15 protein-coding genes and 3 tRNA genes are annotated in these 18,584 nt (G+C 29.9%); 1 reads left to right on the plus strand and 17 read right to left on the minus strand.

The window, feature by feature from the left end; translation table 11 throughout:
- Nucleotides 1–39: 39 nt before the first annotated feature.
- The 16 genes from CXF68_RS07490 to trxA all read right to left on the minus strand — a co-directional run bounded on the left by CXF68_RS07490 (nucleotide 40) and on the right by trxA (nucleotide 15,180).
- On the minus strand, nucleotides 40–756 hold the full coding sequence (locus tag CXF68_RS07490; protein WP_101043772.1) for a ThiF family adenylyltransferase: 717 nt from the start codon (nucleotides 754–756) through the stop codon (nucleotides 40–42).
- Complete coding sequence (locus tag CXF68_RS07495) at nucleotides 753–1,397, minus strand: TatD family hydrolase (RefSeq protein ID WP_157821871.1); 645 nt, start codon at nucleotides 1,395–1,397, stop codon at nucleotides 753–755. The genes CXF68_RS07490 and CXF68_RS07495 overlap by 4 nt, the downstream gene beginning before the upstream one ends.
- Before the next feature lie 10 nt (nucleotides 1,398–1,407).
- Nucleotides 1,408–1,860: a D-aminoacyl-tRNA deacylase gene (gene dtd, locus CXF68_RS07500; protein ID WP_101043774.1), complete on the minus strand. Its 453-nt coding sequence runs from the start codon at nucleotides 1,858–1,860 to the stop codon at nucleotides 1,408–1,410.
- Nucleotides 1,861–2,826, minus strand: coding sequence for a ribosome small subunit-dependent GTPase A (gene rsgA / locus CXF68_RS07505; protein WP_101043775.1), 966 nt, complete (start codon nucleotides 2,824–2,826; stop codon nucleotides 1,861–1,863). It lies immediately after the preceding gene.
- Between the two features lie 39 nt (nucleotides 2,827–2,865).
- Complete coding sequence (locus tag CXF68_RS07510) at nucleotides 2,866–3,621, minus strand: DUF5995 family protein (protein ID WP_101043776.1); 756 nt, start codon at nucleotides 3,619–3,621, stop codon at nucleotides 2,866–2,868.
- A gap of 104 nt (nucleotides 3,622–3,725) precedes the next feature.
- Nucleotides 3,726–4,808 (minus strand): bifunctional 3-deoxy-7-phosphoheptulonate synthase/chorismate mutase type II, encoded by a 1,083-nt coding sequence (locus tag CXF68_RS07515; protein ID WP_101043777.1) that lies wholly within the window; start codon nucleotides 4,806–4,808, stop codon nucleotides 3,726–3,728.
- Between the two features lie 20 nt (nucleotides 4,809–4,828).
- A complete protein-coding gene (locus CXF68_RS07520; protein WP_101043778.1) occupies nucleotides 4,829–5,677 on the minus strand; it encodes a prephenate dehydrogenase in 849 nt (282 codons plus the stop codon).
- Complete coding sequence (locus tag CXF68_RS07525) at nucleotides 5,678–6,820, minus strand: pyridoxal phosphate-dependent aminotransferase (RefSeq protein ID WP_101043779.1); 1,143 nt, start codon at nucleotides 6,818–6,820, stop codon at nucleotides 5,678–5,680.
- Nucleotides 6,817–7,647, minus strand: coding sequence for a prephenate dehydratase (locus tag CXF68_RS07530; RefSeq protein WP_101043780.1), 831 nt, complete (start codon nucleotides 7,645–7,647; stop codon nucleotides 6,817–6,819). The genes CXF68_RS07525 and CXF68_RS07530 overlap by 4 nt, the downstream gene beginning before the upstream one ends.
- A gap of 348 nt (nucleotides 7,648–7,995) precedes the next feature.
- Complete coding sequence (locus CXF68_RS07535; protein WP_101043781.1) at nucleotides 7,996–10,800, minus strand: pitrilysin family protein; 2,805 nt, start codon at nucleotides 10,798–10,800, stop codon at nucleotides 7,996–7,998.
- 157 nt (nucleotides 10,801–10,957) lie between these two features.
- A tRNA-Asp gene (locus tag CXF68_RS07540) sits at nucleotides 10,958–11,031 on the minus strand.
- A gap of 38 nt (nucleotides 11,032–11,069) precedes the next feature.
- Nucleotides 11,070–11,143, minus strand: a tRNA-Asp gene (locus CXF68_RS07545).
- A 39-nt stretch (nucleotides 11,144–11,182) separates the two neighbouring features.
- Nucleotides 11,183–11,256: transfer RNA gene (locus CXF68_RS07550), tRNA-Asp, on the minus strand.
- 51 nt (nucleotides 11,257–11,307) lie between these two features.
- The gene (locus CXF68_RS07555; protein WP_101043782.1) at nucleotides 11,308–12,222 is read right to left on the minus strand and encodes a DUF58 domain-containing protein; all 915 of its coding nucleotides are present in this window, start codon (nucleotides 12,220–12,222) and stop codon (nucleotides 11,308–11,310) included.
- Nucleotides 12,222–14,780, minus strand: a complete 2,559-nt coding sequence (locus CXF68_RS07560; RefSeq protein ID WP_101043783.1) for a M1 family aminopeptidase — start codon at nucleotides 14,778–14,780, stop codon at nucleotides 12,222–12,224. Before CXF68_RS07560 ends, CXF68_RS07555 begins: the two co-directional genes overlap by 1 nt.
- A gap of 82 nt (nucleotides 14,781–14,862) precedes the next feature.
- Nucleotides 14,863–15,180: a thioredoxin gene (gene trxA / locus CXF68_RS07565; protein WP_028887897.1), complete on the minus strand. Its 318-nt coding sequence runs from the start codon at nucleotides 15,178–15,180 to the stop codon at nucleotides 14,863–14,865.
- Between the two features lie 312 nt (nucleotides 15,181–15,492).
- On the opposite strand from trxA, the gene metK reads away from it, so the two are divergent.
- A complete protein-coding gene (metK, locus tag CXF68_RS07570; protein WP_101043784.1) occupies nucleotides 15,493–16,749 on the plus strand; it encodes a methionine adenosyltransferase in 1,257 nt (418 codons plus the stop codon).
- 60 nt (nucleotides 16,750–16,809) lie between these two features.
- On the opposite strand, the gene sppA is transcribed toward metK, so the two are convergent.
- Nucleotides 16,810–18,555: a signal peptide peptidase SppA gene (gene sppA, locus CXF68_RS07575; RefSeq protein WP_101043785.1), complete on the minus strand. Its 1,746-nt coding sequence runs from the start codon at nucleotides 18,553–18,555 to the stop codon at nucleotides 16,810–16,812.
- Nucleotides 18,556–18,584 lie beyond the last annotated feature (29 nt).

Below are 18,584 nucleotides of genomic sequence, written 5' to 3' on the forward strand. Positions count from 1 at the left end.
TTTAGAACAAATATATATAAAATATATTTTCCTTGGAAATTATTCTCTTGTTAAAATTTTATTAATAACAAAAGAACTTGCTTGTAAGCCAAAAGCAGCAGGCATATAGCTAATGGTCCCATAAAAAGACTTTTTAAAGTTGCTCCCGTCTGTGAGTTGTAAACTTTCTGGAATTTGAACTTCTTCTGAGTAAACAGCAGCAACTCCTTTATTAACGTTTAATTCTTTTAATCTTTTTTTAACAGCGCGAGCCATTCTACAGTTCTTAGTTTTACTAATGTCTTTTACAACAACTTTACTTGCATCTAATTTTCCGCCTGCACCCATCGCACTAATTAATTTTACTTTTTTTCTTCTAGCAGCAACAATTAAATTAATTTTAGGAGTAATACTATCAATACAATCTAACACATAATCATATTCTTTGCTAACTAATTCAAATGCCCTGTCAGGTGATAAAAACTCTTCTAGTACTTTCAAATCAATATTTGGATTTATATCTTTAATTCTATCAGCAATTACGGACACTTTTGATTTACCTATTGTGCTATTCAGTGCAGGTAACTGACGATTTTTATTTGTTTCATCAAAAACATCACCATCAACAATAGTCATTTTTCCAACACCAGCTCTTGCTATAAACTCTGCAGCAAAAGAACCAACACCACCTAAACCAACAATTAAAATGTTAGCTTTATGAAGTTTTTCAATACCTTCTTTTTTAACTAGTAATTCTGTTCTTTCTAACCAGCTCATGTTATAAATATATTATTAAAATTTTGATGTATGTTTATTTTTAATTCGTTGATTGTAATATTTTTTAGGATACTCGCTTTTTGATAAATAGTAGCAATATCAATTAGAGAGTCATCAGTTTCCAAAAATATTTTATTTAAAGGAGTCTTAAAAAACACTTCTTGTAACTTAGTTGAGGTTATTAACGATTTTCCAAAGGATAAAAAGCATCCGTTTTTTATTAAATCTGAAGCAATTTGTTCATTTTTATGGAAACCATGAATTATCCATTTTCGGATAGGTCTTAATTCTTTTTTTAAACGTAATATATCTTGAAATGATTTTACACAATGTACAATTAAAGGTTTCTTATGTGCTTCAGATAGTTTAATGTGCTTTCTAAAAACTGCTAATTGAATAGCGTAATCTACATCTGACAATTTATCTAAACCACATTCTCCAATAGCATAACATTCTTTTAATAATAGCTTTTCTTTTATAAAAAGAACTTCCTCATTAATTGTTTCTTCTTTTATGTACCACGGATGAATTCCTATAGAGAAAGGAAGGCTGAAATTAATTGAGGTAGGGTAGGAGTTTATAATAGATAAAACTGAATCACTATTCGTGTTATTATGAGTATGTATATCAATAAATTTCATAAATAAAGTTTTAAACCTTATTTTTAGTATCAATAATAATAGTTACAGGCCCATCGTTTATAAGCTCAACTTTCATATCTGCTCCAAACTCACCTGTTTGTACTTTTTTACCTAAGTTTATTTCAAATTGATTAACAAATTGTTCATATAAAGGAATTGAAATATCAGGCTTTGCAGCCTTAATATAACTTGGTCTATTACCTTTTTTTGTTGAGGCTTGTAATGTAAATTGACTTACAATAATTACTTCTCCATCAGATTGAAGCAAAGAAGTACTCATTACTCCGTTTTCATCATTAAATATACGAAGATTTGTTATTTTTTTTGATAACCAATTAATATCTTCTAGCGTATCTTCATTTACAATTCCAAGAAGAATTAATAGTCCGCTTTTAATGTTAGCAACTTTTTCGTTATTAATAGTTACACTTGCCTTAGATACTCTTTGAATAACAGCTTTCATTTATTCTTGATCTTTTTCCCAAATATCAGTTCGGTAATGTTCTTCTTCACCTTCTAAAATTTGTAAATAACTTTTATAACGAGACCACGAGACAGTATCTTCTTCTAAAGCGTCTTTTACCGCACACTTTGGTTCGTTAACATGAATACAATTATTAAACTTACAATCTTGTTTTAAAGCGAAGAACTCTGGAAAATAATCTCCTAGTTCTTCTTTGTCAATATCAACAACACCAAAACCTTTAATACCCGGAGTGTCAATAATTCTTGCATCATTTGAACTTTCGAGGTTTAAATCGAACATTTCTGCAAATGTAGTAGTATGTTTTCCTTGATTATGTTGGTCAGAAATTTCTTTTGTTTTTAGGTTTAAATTAGCATCAATCGCATTAACTAAAGTAGTTTTTCCAACTCCAGAATGACCTACAAACATTGATGTTTTATCTAACATCATTTTTTTAATATGATCAACATTTGTATTTTCTTTTGCTGAAACTTCTATACATCTATAACCTATAGTTTCATAGATGTCTTTTAAGTATAAAATTTCACCACGCTCTTCTATTTCGTAAGAATCTATTTTGTTAAATACTAAAATAGTGTCTATTCTATACGCTCTTGTAGATACCAAGAAACGATCTATAAAAGTGGTGAAAGTAGGAGGGTTGTTAATCGTAATTAATAAAAAAACCTGATCAATATTAGAAGCAATAATATGAGTTTGCTTTGATAAATTAACAGATTTACGAACGATGAAATTTTCGCGTTCATGAATATTATTGATAACCCCAGTTTCTTCATTATTGTTGGTTTCTAAATCAAAATCAACTTTATCTCCAACAGCGATAGGATTGGTGCTTTTAATACCTTTTAATCGGAATTTTCCTTTAATACGGCATTTGTATAAAACTTGTTCATGCTTTACTAAATACCAACTTCCTGTAGATTTATATACCGTTCCTGTCATGGCAACAAAGATGAGAATAAAAAATGAATGTAAATAAAATTATTTTTGTGCTAAGTCAGTTATTTTATCAGGAATAGAGCCTCTTTCACCAACTCTAACTATCATAAATAGAATTTCAGGAATTAAACCAAGATTATTTATAGTAGTTGCTTTCTGTGCTACTTTTTGATCTCTTTCTTTGATTAATTGTAATTTATCGTTTTCTGTTTTAGAAGCCAATTTTACAGCAAAACTCCAAGCGCCATCTCTTGCTAGTTTCATGCTGAAATCAATTAAAAAAGTATCTATTTTATGAGTGAATTTTAATATTTTTTTTAAAAAAGGCCAGATGGTGCTTAAATCTTGTTCAATTTCATCTACTAATGAAGATAGAATCACGTTTATTTTATTGAAGTCACCTTTAAGATTTTCTATAGGTTTTCCTTCAGAAACTTGAGCAGCAGCAACACCTAAATCTAAGTTGATGTGTGCATTCATACCAACAAGTAAATGTTGCAAAACGGTTGGCCAGTATTGAGTAGAAATGCTAAACGCTTTGTTCCATGATTCGCTTATAGGTTGGTTATTCTGATAATCATAGTATGCTTTAATGTATCTTTTAGCAAAAATTACATCTAACTTTTCCATTCTCACATTATCCTCAAAGAAGTTATTTAAGATTCCGTCTTTAACTTTTTGAGTAACTTTAAGATAAAGAGTAGCAAAATAGCCTAAAGTACTTTTGTTTTTAAGAGTATCGTTAATGATTTTTTGTAAAGTTTCAATTACGTCATCAATAGTGTTTATTGGGGGCATTTTAGTATAAGTTTGGTTGTATGAAAATACAAAAAAATAATAAATAAAAAAGGTTGCGTAAAAGCAACCTTCTTCATTATTGTATAATAAAAAATGTTATTTTATTATCCTTTGATTATTTTTTCTTGATGATTGATAGATTCTTGGTGAATGGCTTTAAACATTTTTAAAACAAATTCTTCACTTAACCCTTTGCTTTCACCTTCTAAAATCATGTTGCCAAGAATTTCATTCCAACGTCTAGATTGTAAAACAGCAACGTTTTTCTCTTTTTTAAGTAGTCCAATTTTATCTGCAACAGTCATTCTTTTTCCTAACATTTCTATTAGTTGACCATCAACAACATTTATTTGAGCTCTTAAATTATCTAAAGACTCTCTGTAAGTAGAATCAGTTTCTGTTTCTTTTCTTATTTTTAAGTCTTCCATGATTTGTTTTAATGAATCAGGAGTTACTTGTTGGGCAGCATCAGACCAAGCGTTGTCTGGATCGAAATGAGTTTCTATCATTAAACCATCAAAATTTAAGTCTAAAGCAGTCTGAGAAACATCAAAAATCATTTCTCTGTTACCAGTAATATGAGAAGGATCACAAATTAATGGTAAATCTGGAAATCTATTTTGAAATTCAATAGCTAATTGCCATTCTGGAATATTTCTGTATTTAGATTTCTCATACGTAGAAAAACCTCTATGAATTGCTCCTAAATTTTTAATTCCGGCAGTGTACAATCTTTCAATACCACCTAGCCACAATGCTAAATCTGGGTTTACAGGATTTTTTACCAGTACAATTTTATCTGTTCCTTGTAAAGCATCTGCAATTTCTTGCATGATAAAAGGTGATACTGTAGAGCGTGCTCCGATCCATAATAAATCAACATCATGCTCTAAGGCTAATTTTACGTGTGCAGCATTTGCGACTTCAGTACAAGTTTTCATTCCTGTTTCTGCTTTTACTTTTTGCAACCACTTTAAACCTAAGGCACCTACACCTTCGAAATTTCCTGGACGCGTTCTTGGTTTCCAAATTCCCGCACGGAAATAATTTACATCAGAATCTTTTAACTCGTGTGCAATTTTTAAAACCTGCTCTTCGGTTTCTGCACTACAAGGCCCTGCTATTACTAGTGGATGCGCAAGCTTCATATCATCCAACCATGTTTTTAATTCTTTTGTATTTTCCATTTTTCTACTTGTTGTGGCTTTTATTTTATGCCGTTTAATATTTGTTTAATGTGATTTGTACTTTCCATTTCATTATGAATTTTAGTAAAATCATTTTGTATCATCAGTTCTTTAAATTGCTGAAGATTATGTATATATTCGTTTAATGTTTCAATTACATTGGTTTTGTTTTGTTCAAAAATAGGAGCCCACATTGCTGGCGAACTTTTTGCTAAACGTACTGTAGAGGCAAACCCACTACCAGCCATGTCAAAAATATCTCGTTCGTTTTTTTCTTTTTCAATAACTGTTTTACCAAGCATAAAAGCACTAATATGTGATAAATGTGATACGTAGGCTATATGTTTATCATGTGATTTTGCATCCATATAACGAATACGCATTCCTAATTTCGCAAAAATATCTAACGCTTTTTCTTGTAATTTAAAAGCTGTTTTCTCTACTTCACAAATAATATTTGTTTTTTTATGAAATAGATTATTGTGTGCAGCAGTTGGTCCAGAAAACTCAGTTCCTGCAATTGGGTGTGCTGCTAAATAATTTCTTCTTTTCGGATGATTTTCTAAAATTTTACAAATATCTTCTTTAGTAGATCCTACGTCGAAAACCAATGCTTCATCAGAAACTAAATCAAGTACTTTTGGTATAACCTTTAATTGAACATCAACCGGAATTGAAACAATAACAATTTCTGCTTTATCTAAATCTTCAAGTGTAGCTCTTATGTCAATAACACCTAATTCAATTGCTTTCTCTAAATGATCTTTATTGTTGTCAATTCCATAAATAACAGCTTTAGGATATTTTTGTTTAATATCTAAGACCATACTACCTCCAATCAATCCAATTCCTATTACAAATACGTTCATCTAAAATCTGTTGATAGCATTATTAATTACTTCTTTTGAGACACATAATGAAAATCGAATATATCCCTCCCCTTGACTACCAAAAACAGTTCCTGGTGTAATAAAAATATCTTTGTCGTATAAAATAGCATCCGTAACTTCTTCAGATGTTTTTCCTATTGGAATTTTCGCCCAAACGAACAGTCCTGTAGAATCTTGATTATATGTGCAATTTAATTTATCAGCTAGCTTAAATATTAAAGATCTTCTTTCTTCGTATATTTTATTTTGTTGATTAAACCAGTCATCTGATAACTGTAGCGCTTCAATTGCTCCTTTCTGAATTCCGTAAAACATTCCAGAATCCATATTACTTTTTACTTTTAAAATTTCATTAATGTAAGTACTGTTACCTAAAACCATTCCAACACGCCATCCTGCCATGTTAAAGGTTTTACTCATTGAATTTAATTCTAAAGCAACATCTTTAGCCCCATCAACTTGTAAAATACTCAACGGATTGTTGTTTAAAATAAAGCTATATGGATTGTCGTTTATAATTAGTATTTGATGTTTTTTACCAAAAGCGATTAGTTTTTCGAATGTTTCTTTTAAAGCATTGGTACCTGTTGGCATATGGGGGTAATTTACCCACATTATTTTTACTTTAGTTAAATCTAATGTTTCTAAAGCTTTAATATTTGGTTGCCAATTATTAGTTTCTTCTAATTCATAAAATAAAGGTTCTGCACCAACTAATTCTGTAACAGAAGTATAGGTTGGGTACCCTGGATTAGGAATTAAAACTTGATCGCCTTCGTTTAAAAAGGCCATAGAAATATGCATAATGCCTTCTTTACTCCCCATTAAAGGGAGTATTTCGTTAGTAGGATTTGCTATAACATTAAATTTTTGCTCATAAAATTCAGCAATAGCGTTTCTTAATTCTGGTAACCCTTGGTAACTTTGGTATTTATGAGCTACAGCATCATTAAAACTTTGCTGAATTGCTGTAATTACTTTTGTTGGAGGCTGTAAATCAGGGCTTCCAATACCCATATTTATAATTGGTTTTCCTGAGGCTGCTAGCTCTCTAACTTCTCTTAATTTTTTAGAGAAGTAGTATTCTTGTACGGTATCTAATCTTTTTGCTGATTGAATCATTTTCTTCCGTTTTTGTATGTTCCTAATACTTTTAATTCAGAGGCCATTATTTCTATAATAGCTATTGCTTTTTCGTAATCTTTATATTCTTCAAAAGTTACATCAACAAAAAATGAATATTTCCAAGGTGATTCTATAACAGGTAATGATTGTATTTTGGTTAAATTCATTTTACAATCACTAAGTACATTTAAAATAGTAGCTAAACTTCCTCTTTTATGATCTAATTGAAATTTTAGCGAAGCTTTATTTATTTGATCAATACCGTTATAAGGGATTTCGGTTTGTACAATTACGAATCGAGTAGCATTGTCTTTTATCGTTTGAATCTCGTCTTCGATTATTTCTAAGTTAAAAATATCTGCGGCAATTTTTGGCGCAATAGCGGCAACCCCTTTTAATTGATTCTGTGAAATTCTTTTAGCTACTTCAGCTGTATCAACATCTTCTATTAATTTTATGTGCTTATAGTTTTTAAAAAATTCTTTGCATTGTAATAATGCCATTGGATGTGAACAAACTTCTTTAATATCTGCAATTTTTTGATTAGGGAGTGCCATTAGGTGATGGTGAATATTTAAATACTCTTCACCAATAATATGCAAATTATGATTGTCAATTAATGCGTAATTAGGAATTATAGAGCCTGCAATTGTGTTTTCTATAGCCATGATGCCTTTATTGGCTGTTTTGTCTAATAGGCTATCAACCAGTGAGTCAAAAGACAAGCATTCTTTTAGCGGAACATCTTTTCCGTAAAAATCTCGTGCTACCTTATGGTGGTTTGAGCCTTCTGCTCCTTGTATTGCAATTGTTGTTTGTTTCATTTTAGTCCAAAAAAAAAGCCTCGATATGTCGAGGCTTTATAATTTATATTTGTTAGTTAAAAATATGGTATAAAGTCTCAGCTCTTATTAAAAAAATAAAAGTAAAAATAGAAACCTTGCCAAATATTCTGTAACATCATTTTTGTTTTTGTTGTACATGACAAATCTAAAGATTAAAATGAGAAAAACAAGTTTTTATACAAAAAACAATTATTTTAAAAATAGTAAACAGTATTTTTTTAGATTTTTCGAATATAAATGAAGGTTCAATTAAGATTCTTAATTTATTTCAAACTACATAAATACGATGATATAAAAAACACCTCAGTTTAGAGGTGTTCTTAGTTTTTATTTTTTAGATTTAAAAACAATCTCGTAAGATTTTTTATTTTTCAATAATTTTTTTGTTATATTTTTTAAATCCTCAATCGTTATTGATTTTACAATATCTTCATAGTTCTTAGGATCGTTGATATTGTAGCCTTCTAGTACTAAGTTTTTTAATAGGTTCATTTGAAAGCTGTTGTAGTTTTTGCTTTCTTCTCTAGATTTTAAAAAGTTTGCAAGTGTTTTATCTAAATCTGCTTGTCGAATATCCCCTTTTTCAAGTGCTTTAATTTCTTTATGAACAATAGCGATTAGTTTTTCAGCAAGGTCGGGATTACAGTTAAAATCTACAGATATTACAGCTTCTTGAATAGGTCTTTTAGAAATAGAGCCTATCGCGGTAGCTCCATAAGTGCCTCCTTCTTCTTCTCTTAAGGATTCTGTATAACGTAATTGTAGTATATCTCCAATTACTGACATTAGTATTGAGTTTTTTATAGAATACTTCATGTCGTTTTTAATAGCTATAAAAACAGAAGTCTTAGGATCTTTCATTTCTAAATACACATCCTTGTCTATTGTATTGTTTATCCAGTTTACTGAGTTGTTTTTCCAATTTTCTTTTTTATCTGTTGTTGGTATACTAGCAATATATTTTTCTAATAAAGGTTTTATTATTTCTTTTTTTACATCACCTACTATAAAGAAAATAAAATCTCCAGCATTACCAAATCTACTTGTGTAGATGTTTTTCATTTTATCAAAAGAGATTTCAGATATTAATTTCTCATCAAATAAGCGCTTTGTAGGGTGATTTTTACCATATAAAATAGTAGTTATGCTATCTTGCATTTTAGATTCAATTCGCTCACTTTTCCTTATTAAAAAGGCATCTATTTGTTGCATTAAAACATCATAAGAAGTTTTATCGAAACGAGGTTTTGTAAAACGTAAATTAACTAGTTGCATCATTGTTTCTACATCTTTTGTCGAAGAAGAACCTGATACATTTTCATTTAGATTACCTATACTTGCTTCTGAAATTGCACTTTTACCTGCTAAAATTTTTGGTAAGTCTATTGCAGAGAATTCACCTAAACCAGACATTTGAATAATATTAGCTAGTAATGCTGTTGAAGGTAAGTCTTTATCATCTAATAAAGATTGTCCTCCGTAACTAACAGCACTTAATTGTACATCGTTTTTGTTTTTGTCAGTGAATTTATAATGCACTTTAATTCCATTACTTAATGTGAATATTGTAGAGCCAATTTCTTTGTTTTCTTTTTCTGAAGTAATAGATCCAGAAACTAAATTGACACCAGACATTAAGGGTTTTGTATTCGTTTCTTCTGTGTACCCTTCTAATGTTTTATCATTCTCAACAGTATTTATAATTTTAATAGCATCTTCTTTTGTTAAATTTTTATTGCCTTTAACTCCTGTAACAATTATAGACCTGTTATTGTTAGTATATAGTTTTTGTATTTGAGATAATAGTTCTTTTTGAGTTAATTTACTGAAAAGCAACTTAGCAATTTCAAATTCCTTTTTTATATCAGTAATTTGAGAGTTTTCTAAGTAATTAGCCTTAATTCCTCCTACAATTTGTTGGTGACTTCTATTATCAAGCCCTGCAATCTGATTTTCGTAAGAACTTGTGTATTGAGTAATAATTCTAGTTATTTCAGCCTTAGTAAACCCAAATTTTACAGCTCTGTTAATTTCTGAAATTACTAATTTGAACCCCTTATGTTGCATATTTGGTTTAGGTACGATATGAGCGCTAAATTGATTGTTCATTCTAGAGAAACTACCATAACGAACAGATGCAAATAAAAGAGGTGATTCAGCTTTTTGATTAATCTCATTTAATCTTGTAGAGATAATTGATGTTACCATGTTATTTAAAAGACTCTCTTTTAAATCTGAAATAGTTTCGTCTTTCAAAGATTTATTATGACGAATAGCGAAGGAAATATTAGAAGAAGTAACTTCTTTATCCATTGCAATATCATAAATAAGTTCTTTGTTGTCAGGAATGCGAGTATTTGTACGTTTGATAGGTTTTTTTACAGCAGGAATAGTAGAGAAAAGTGTTTTTATTTTGGCTTCAATTTCATCGACATTTACATCGCCAATAATGGCTATAGCTTGTAAATCTGTTCTATACCAGTCATGATAGAAATCACGTAAAGCTTTATATTTAAAATTTTCTATAATATCCATTTTACCAATAGGTAAACGTTTTGAATATATAGCATTGTTAAACATTGTGCCAATCGTTTGTTTGGTTACACGCATATCACCATTTTGGCGAGTTCGCCATTCTTCTTTAACAACGCCTCTTTCTGAATCAATTTCTTTTTCAGTTAAAGATAAGTAATTAGACCAATTATGTAAAATAGATAGCCCTGTGTTTATCAATTCAGGAGATGTAGGTATATTGTTTATCCTATAAACAGTTTCATCAAAAGAGGTGTAAGCATTAATATCTTCGCTAAAAACAAGGCCATGTTCTTGCATTTTATTTAAAATTCCTTTTCCTGGAAAATCTTTAGTTCCGTTAAAGGCCATATGTTCTAAAAAGTGTGCTAATCCTTGTTGATTATCTTTTTCTAAAACAGAGCCTACATTTTGTATTATATAATAACTAGCAACGTTTTTTGTAATACTTGTTTTATGAATATAATAGGTTAAACCATTTTTTAAGACTCCTTTTCTTATACTTTGTTCTCTTGGCAAGGGAGTTTCTAAATTAATAGTTTGCGCTATGGTATTGTAGTTAAAAGCCAGGAGTAAGGCGAGTAATAAAATTTTCTTCATTTATGTGTGTTTTATCTTATTGTATATCAAAATACTAACAATATGCGAATGTAGAAAAAAAAGGAGGGAAGCTTTTAAACGAGTTGTTAATGTTAATTTAAAAAGAAGTTAATTATTTTAACTAAAAAAGCTTCTCAAATAAATGAGAAGCTTTTTGCGGTCTGGACGGGACTCGAACCCGCGACCCCCTGCGTGACAGGCAGGTATTCTAACCAGCTGAACTACCAGACCGTTGCTTGTAGCAATGTGTTTTACTTATATATATTTTGCGGTCTGGACGGGACTCGAACCCGCGACCCCCTGCGTGACAGGCAGGTATTCTAACCAGCTGAACTACCAGACCGTTGCTATATATAGCACTATTTTTCGCTTAGATAATTTGCGGTCTGGACGGGACTCGAACCCGCGACCCCCTGCGTGACAGGCAGGTATTCTAACCAGCTGAACTACCAGACCGTTACTCTAAGCGAGTGCAAATATAGATACTTTTTTAAAATAAAAAAGAAATTAATTGTAATTTTTTTGTCTGCGAACAAGGTAAGCTGTTAGTATTTTATCATAACCTTCATTTATATCTACAGGAATATAATCTATTTTGTATTGTAAGCATTTGTTTTTTAAGTTATTGAAGAAGTTTTTACTTAGTTTAGTGTAGTCTTGTTGAACATTATGGGCATGTAAATTTATTTCTTCTTTTGTTTCAATATCTACGAATTTTTTTGGTTTGTTGTCAAAATCGAATAAAAATTCTGTCTTTTTATCATAGGTATGAAACAATATGACCTCGTGTTTGTTAAATTTTAAATGCCTTAAAGCATCAAAAAGCTCATCTTCATTCTTAGTGGTTTGAAACATATCGGTAAATAAAAAGATTAAGGAACGTCGATGAATGTTCTCAGCTATTTCATGTAGGTATTGATGTGTTTCTGTTGTTGCTTTAGAATTAGAGCGAATTAAACCGTCTAATTGATTTAATAACATTTTTCGATGACGGTCACTTCCTTTTTCAGGAGCATAATATTCATAAGTATCAGAATAAATACTTAATCCTACTGCATCTCGTTGTTTTTTTAAAATTTCCATTAAAGAAGCAGCAGCAACTGCCGAAAAACCAATTTTATTTAAATTATTGAATGCTTGGTTTTTAATAATAGGGTAGTGCATAGAAGCAGAATTGTCGATAATTAAATGACATCTTAAATTAGTTTCTTCTTCATATTTTTTTATATATAGTTTTTCTGTTTTAGCGAATAACTTCCAATCTATGTGACGAGTGCTTTCTCCTTTATTATATAACTTGTGTTCAGAAAATTCTACAGAAAAACCATGAAAAGGACTTTTATGCATACCTGTTATAAAACCTTCTACAACTTGTTTTGCTAGTAATTCAATGTTACCAATAGCATGTTTTTCTATATCCATTATTTTTTTATTTCTTGAGCCCTAGTTAAATTATCAACTGTTTGTAGCAGCTTCATTTTAAGAATTGGGTTGTAGTTTGGGTTTTCTTTAAAAAAGCGTTGTAAAATAATAAAAGCTTCTTTAGAGTTGTATTTACCAACAGAGCTACTTAGCCATCCTTTTGGGAAGAAAATGTCTCCAGTTAATTGCACTTCTTCTAAAATATCTAAACAAGATTTAAAATGTTTTATTGCTGATGTTTGTCTTAGAGGGTGGTGTATATTGTTTAGAGCTCCTTGTACCCAAGATTCTTTCTCTCTATTTTCTTTTTGTAATAGACTAATCATAAATGCATCTCTTGTTACTTCATTGTTAGATAAGGTAGGTAGTAGCCATTTAAAACGTTTTAATTTATCTGGATTGTTAATTCTAGTTAATTGCTCTGTAAGTATTTCAGAAGTTTTTGGGTGTTTGTATATGGCTAATAGAGAGGCTAAGCTGGTAAAATCATTTTCACTTATATACAGGTTTTTTATTTCCTTTTCTTTCTTCCATAATAAATAGAGTGTTTGTTTTCCTTCTTTAGAAATAGCGATTGAACGGTATAGTCCAAAAATCGTTCTTTTTAAATTTTTAGAAATATCTGAATTTAACAAGCTCAGTACTTTTTTTTCTAATTCTTCTTGAGTATTTATTTTTTCTTCTTTGTCTAAAAAAGACCAATAAATAGTCTTAATTCTGCCAGAGAGGTAATTAGCTATTAACTCATTCTTTTCAGCTAGTATTCCATTTAAAAAGGTATTAAAAGCTTCTTTAGAAGCTACCTTTTTATTTAAAAAGTTTTCATATAAATTAATATATGTATAACCTCTTGCTAGGTCATCTTTAATATTTCTATAAAATTCAATATTGGTTTTGTCAATAGGGAAAATACCGTACCCAAAACCATCATAATTGTAAATAATAGTTTTTGGTTTTTCTAAACCAATTACATTATTAAAAGCAAACTCTTTATCAGATAAGTTAACTTTAAATGTTTTTATTTCCTTTTCATACACAAAACCGACGTTAAAGGTTTGTGACCATAATTTATTGGTGTTATCTTCAGCTTTTTGATAAATTTTAAAAGAAGTAATTTTATTGTCTTTATATTTAATAGCGTCAGAAATAATTGGCCTTCCAGATTTGTTAACCCAAACCTCACTCCACTTTTTTATGTCTTTTGGTGATTTTTCATCAAGAATAGCAACTAATTCACTCCAATCGGCATTTCCATTAGCATATTTTTTAATGTATGATTGCATACCTTCTTTAAAAGCTTCTTTACCGATGATGGCTTCTAGCTGACGCATCATAATTGGAGCTTTATTGTAGATGATTCGACCATATAAAGAACCTGCATTTTTGAGATTATCTAAATCTTGTCGTATTGCATTTGTTCCTTGTGTTCTATCTTCTGAATAAGCGCTAGGGTAGTGCGCCATTGTAAATTGTAAGTTGTGATTTATTTCTGGGAATACAGGATTCATTATTTTATCTGCTATAAAATTCGCAAATACTTCTTTCATCCAAACGTCATTAAACCACTTCATGGTAACTAAATTACCAAACCACATGTGAGATGTTTCATGGGCAATTAATTTAGCTCTTCTTAATTTTTTGTTTTGTGTTGCGTTTTTATCTAAAAACAAAGAAGATTCTCTGTATTGTATTGCGCCAACATGCTCCATTCCTCCATACTGAAAAGGAGGAATGGTGGCGAAATCCATTTTTTGAAAAGGAAATTTGTAAGCAGTGTATTCTTCTAGATAATCAATAGATTTTTGATGGATGTTAAATATTTCACCAATATTTTCTTCTATTTTATTTTTATTGTTTTCTCTATACAAAAAGCGCATATCAAAAGCACCAGGGTTTTTAACTGCTTCGTTAAATTTTCCTGCTACAAAAGAAAATAAATAGGTACTCATTTTATCAGACTCCTTAAAATTATGTTCAATAAAATTGTCTTTATCAACTTGTGTGGTTTCAAATGCCCCGCAAAGAACTTTCCAGTCTTTTGGTGCGGTAATAGTTAATGTATAATTAGCTTTAATATCTGGTTGGTCAAAGCAAGGAAATAGTGTGCTGGCTCTATCAGGAACTAGTAAAGTATATAAAAAATCATCGCTTCTGTTTAATGACATTTCACCAGCATTAAAATCAATCTCGATGAAGTTATCTCCTTTTATTATATGCTTTTTGTTAATAATAAGGTGTTCTTTAGTATGAAGAACTTCAATGCTTTTATTATTAACGATAACTGATTTAATATTTGATTTTTGTTCATTAAAATCAAGAATCAAGTTATTTGTAAGGTCATTAATTGTAACAGATAGTTTTAATTTACTTGAAATTATCTCTGATTTTGCTTCAGGAATATTAAAAGTTAACTTGTATTTTACATCAGTGACTTGTAGTTTTCTATAAGTTGCTAACTCATATGAAATTCCTTTTTTAATTAGAATTTCTGAATGTTTTTTTTCCTGACAAGAAGTTAGTAAGATCGTAAAAAGAAAAATAACAAGTATTTGTTTCATATAAATAGGTTTAAGTTCTAAAAATAAAAAAAGGTTTAACCGTAGCCAAACCTTTTTTAAAAATATATTAGAATTGTGCTATTTATAAAGCAGCATCAATTTTATCTGTATATGCTTTTTTAGGAGCTGCACCAACTTGTTTGTCTACAACTTCACCATTTTTAAATATTAATACAGTAGGTATGTTTCTTACACCATACTTAGCTGCAAATTCTTGGTTATTGTCAACATCAACCTTACCAACAACGGCTTTACCATCGTATTCAGTATGAATTTCATCTACAATTGGTCCAACCATTCTACAAGGTCCACACCATGCTGCCCAAAAGTCAACTAATACTGGTTTATCTGATTTTAATACTAATTCATCGAAATTTGCATCTGTAATTTCTAAAGCCATATTATTATATTTTAATTAAGTTAATGTCTCGCTTTCTGTTATACAAAAGTAATCAAAAATTTCACGAATACAATTTCACTAAAATTACTTTTTACTATCATAGTATCAATAGTTTCTATTTCCTTACAAGTTTGTTTTTATGTGTGTAAAATTATATATAACTTCGCATCATAATATTTGAGGAAAAATTTGACTGATTGCAACCTCATTGAACATAAGTTCATAATAAAATGCTAAAGCAGTAATTATCTACTCCTTTACACGACAAAGCAATCCAAGTTTTTCTTTTATTTAATTTAAAAAAGAAGTTTTATGTCATATTTATTTACCTCAGAAAGTGTTTCTGAAGGACACCCAGATAAAGTAGCTGATCAAATTTCAGATGCTTTGATAGATAATTTTTTAGCTTTCGATTCAGAATCAAAAGTTGCTTGTGAAACATTAGTTACTACAGGTCAAGTAGTGTTAGCAGGAGAAGTAAAGTCTAAAACATATTTAGACGTTCAAAAAATTGCAAGAGATGTAATTAATAAAATCGGATATACCAAAAGTGAGTATATGTTTGATGGTAGTTCATGTGGAGTTTTTTCTGCAATTCATGAGCAGTCACCAGATATTAATCAGGGTGTTGTAAGAGCAAATCCAGAAGATCAAGGAGCAGGAGATCAAGGAATGATGTTTGGTTACGCAACTGATGAGACTGAAAACTATATGCCTTTAGCATTGGAGTTGTCACATCGTTTGTTAATTGAATTAGCTGAATTACGTAGAGAAAATAAGGATATTACTTATTTACGACCAGATGCTAAATCTCAAGTAACTATTGAATATTCTGATGATAATGTACCGCAAAGAATTGATGCGATTGTTATTTCTACACAACATGATGATTTTGATAAGAATGATGATGTAATGTTAGCCAAGATAAAAAAGGATATTGTAGAAATACTAATTCCTAGAGTAGTGGCTAAATTACCAGTTCATATTCAACAATTATTTACAGATAGTATTACGTACCATATTAACCCAACAGGTGTTTTCGTAATTGGAGGGCCTCATGGAGATACAGGTTTAACAGGGCGTAAAATTATTGTAGATACTTATGGAGGAAAAGGAGCACACGGAGGTGGAGCTTTTTCTGGAAAGGATCCTTCTAAGGTAGATCGTTCTGGCGCTTATGCTACTCGTCATATTGCTAAGAATTTAGTAGCTGCAGGTTTATGTAAAGAAATTTTAGTGCAAGTTTCTTATGCTATTGGTGTTGCAAAACCAACAAGTATTAACGTAGACACATATGGTACAGCAACAATTGATAAAACAGATGGAGAAATAAGTAAAATAGTAGAAACTATTTTTGATATGCGTCCATACTTTATAGAGCAGCGTTTAAAATTAAGAACACCTATTTATTCTGAAACTGCTGCATATGGTCATATGGGAAGAAAATCAGAAAAGAAAACAGTTACTTTTTCTAATCCAATGGGTGAAACAGTTTCTCAAGAAGTAGAAACGTTTACTTGGGAGAAATTAGATTATGTAGATAAAATAAAAGAAAGTTTCGGATTGTAAAATAATCAGAAAATTTTATAATAAAAAAGCCTTGACATTGTCAAGGCTTTTTTATTGAACTTATTTTATTTGAAGAATAAAAGGCATTCTAGCTTGAATTCCTTTTAGATTTTTTATTTGATTGATGTTATTATATAATTGATAATTTTCATCACCTAAAGCCTCTTTTAAAATTTCTTCTTTAGATGCTTTTACAAAAGGTGAGAATTTTAAAACATCCTTTAGTTCTTTTTTATAAGTTGGGTAATTACGTGTTTTATAAGACTCAATATTAGCCAGTTCAGCAGCTATAACAATCGCATCATTTAAGTTACCTAGTTTATCTACTAATCCATTTTTAAGAGCCTCTTTACCTGTCCAAACTCTACCTTGAGCAATTTCATTTACCTGCTCAAAAGTCATATTACGACCTGTTGCAACACGGTTTACAAAAGTAGTGTATATGTGTTCAACACCTTCTTTGGTTACATTATAAAATTTATCATTCATAGGTTCAAAAACACTATAATTAGGGTTGTTGTTTGTTGATACTTGTTCTGCGTTAATACCAATATCACTAGCAAACTTATTAAAGTTAGGAATTGCCCCAAAAACACCTATAGAACCTGTAATAGTTGTAGGTTCAGCTACAATTTTATTAGCATTACAAGCAATATAATAACCACCAGAAGCAGCTAAGTTACCCATAGAAACAACCAAAGGTTTGTCTTTTTTAGCCAATTCTAACTCACGCCAAATTAATTCAGAAGCTAAGGCACTACCGCCTGGAGAGTTTACTCGTAATACAATAGCTTTTACATTTTTATCTTTTCTAGCTTTACGTATCGCTTTGTTTATAATACCTTGTCCAATTATGTTTTCATTTCCTTCAGCATACATTATTTGACCTTGTGCATAAATAACTGCAATTTTATTCTTGGCAGTAGAAGAAATTCTTCCTTTTCCAGAATTAATATAGTCTTCTAAAGAAATAGTATTTATTTTTTTATCAGTATGTAACGCTAGTTTTTCTTTGTATTCATCTTCATAAATAATACCATCAATTAAGTTGTTTTCTTTCGAAAGTGCAGCGTTTCTACCATTAGCATTATCCGCAATTAAATTTAATTGTTCAATAGAAATGTTTCTACTTTTACTAATAGCTCCAGTAATTTCAGACCAAATAGATTTTAAAAGAGACGTTGTTTGTTCTCGATTGGCATCACTCATTTTATTAGTTAAATATGGTTCAACCGCACTTTTGTATTTACCATGACGAATTACCTCCATTTTAACACCATATTTATCTTCAAAGTCTTTATAATATAATACCTCAGTAGATAAGCCTTTAAAATCTATTGCTCCAACAGGATTTAAAAATAAACTATCGGCAACAGAACTTAAGTAGTAGTTTTTTTGTGAATACACATCGTTATATGCATAAACGAATTTCCCACTTTCTTTAAAATCTTCAATTTTTGCTCTAATAGCTTGCGTTTGTGCAACACCTGCATTTATATAAGTAGTTTTAATGCTAATACCTTTAATTTTTGTGTCTGTTTTTGCATTTTCAATAGCGTTAATTATCTTATTTAAAGCTAACTTATTGTCAGTTAATCCTAATTTTTCTGCAAAAGGGTTATCTTCTTTTGGAGCGTAATCTTTTATAGGAGTAGATAAATCTAATTCTAAAATCGAATTTGATTTCACAATAATTTCATCTTCAGATCCTATTATTGAAGCAATAGCTATAAAAAATAAAAATATTAAAAAGAGGGCTATAAAAAAGCCAAGAGTAGAGGCTAGTAAATTTCGTAAAAACTTCATATTATACTGTTAATTTTTTAAGCAAATAT

Origin of the sequence: Tenacibaculum sp. Bg11-29, assembly GCF_002836595.1 — a bacterium.
Taxonomy (GTDB): domain Bacteria; phylum Bacteroidota; class Bacteroidia; order Flavobacteriales; family Flavobacteriaceae; genus Polaribacter.

What these genes read in the sequence shown, in the direction of transcription:
- CXF68_RS07525 (WP_101043779.1), bottom strand. Translation starts at nt 6,820, where the DNA reads ATGATTCAATCAGCAAAAAGATTAGATACCGTACAAGAATACTACTTC.
- rsgA (WP_101043775.1), bottom strand. Translation starts at nt 2,826, where the DNA reads ATGACAGGAACGGTATATAAATCTACAGGAAGTTGGTATTTAGTAAAG.
- CXF68_RS07495 (WP_157821871.1), bottom strand. Translation starts at nt 1,397, where the DNA reads ATGAAATTTATTGATATACATACTCATAATAACACGAATAGTGATTCA.
- CXF68_RS07520 (WP_101043778.1), bottom strand. Translation starts at nt 5,677, where the DNA reads ATGAACGTATTTGTAATAGGAATTGGATTGATTGGAGGTAGTATGGTC.
- CXF68_RS07555 (WP_101043782.1), bottom strand. Translation starts at nt 12,222, where the DNA reads ATGGATATAGAAAAACATGCTATTGGTAACATTGAATTACTAGCAAAA.
- CXF68_RS07535 (WP_101043781.1), bottom strand. Translation starts at nt 10,800, where the DNA reads ATGAAGAAAATTTTATTACTCGCCTTACTCCTGGCTTTTAACTACAAT.
- CXF68_RS07560 (WP_101043783.1), bottom strand. Translation starts at nt 14,780, where the DNA reads ATGAAACAAATACTTGTTATTTTTCTTTTTACGATCTTACTAACTTCT.
- dtd (WP_101043774.1), bottom strand. Translation starts at nt 1,860, where the DNA reads ATGAAAGCTGTTATTCAAAGAGTATCTAAGGCAAGTGTAACTATTAAT.
- CXF68_RS07530 (WP_101043780.1), bottom strand. Translation starts at nt 7,647, where the DNA reads ATGAAACAAACAACAATTGCAATACAAGGAGCAGAAGGCTCAAACCAC.
- CXF68_RS07490 (WP_101043772.1), bottom strand. Translation starts at nt 756, where the DNA reads ATGAGCTGGTTAGAAAGAACAGAATTACTAGTTAAAAAAGAAGGTATT.
- CXF68_RS07515 (WP_101043777.1), bottom strand. Translation starts at nt 4,808, where the DNA reads ATGGAAAATACAAAAGAATTAAAAACATGGTTGGATGATATGAAGCTT.
- sppA (WP_101043785.1), bottom strand. Translation starts at nt 18,555, where the DNA reads ATGAAGTTTTTACGAAATTTACTAGCCTCTACTCTTGGCTTTTTTATA.
- CXF68_RS07510 (WP_101043776.1), bottom strand. Translation starts at nt 3,621, where the DNA reads ATGCCCCCAATAAACACTATTGATGACGTAATTGAAACTTTACAAAAA.
- trxA (WP_028887897.1), bottom strand. Translation starts at nt 15,180, where the DNA reads ATGGCTTTAGAAATTACAGATGCAAATTTCGATGAATTAGTATTAAAA.
- metK (WP_101043784.1), top strand. Translation starts at nt 15,493, where the DNA reads ATGTCATATTTATTTACCTCAGAAAGTGTTTCTGAAGGACACCCAGAT.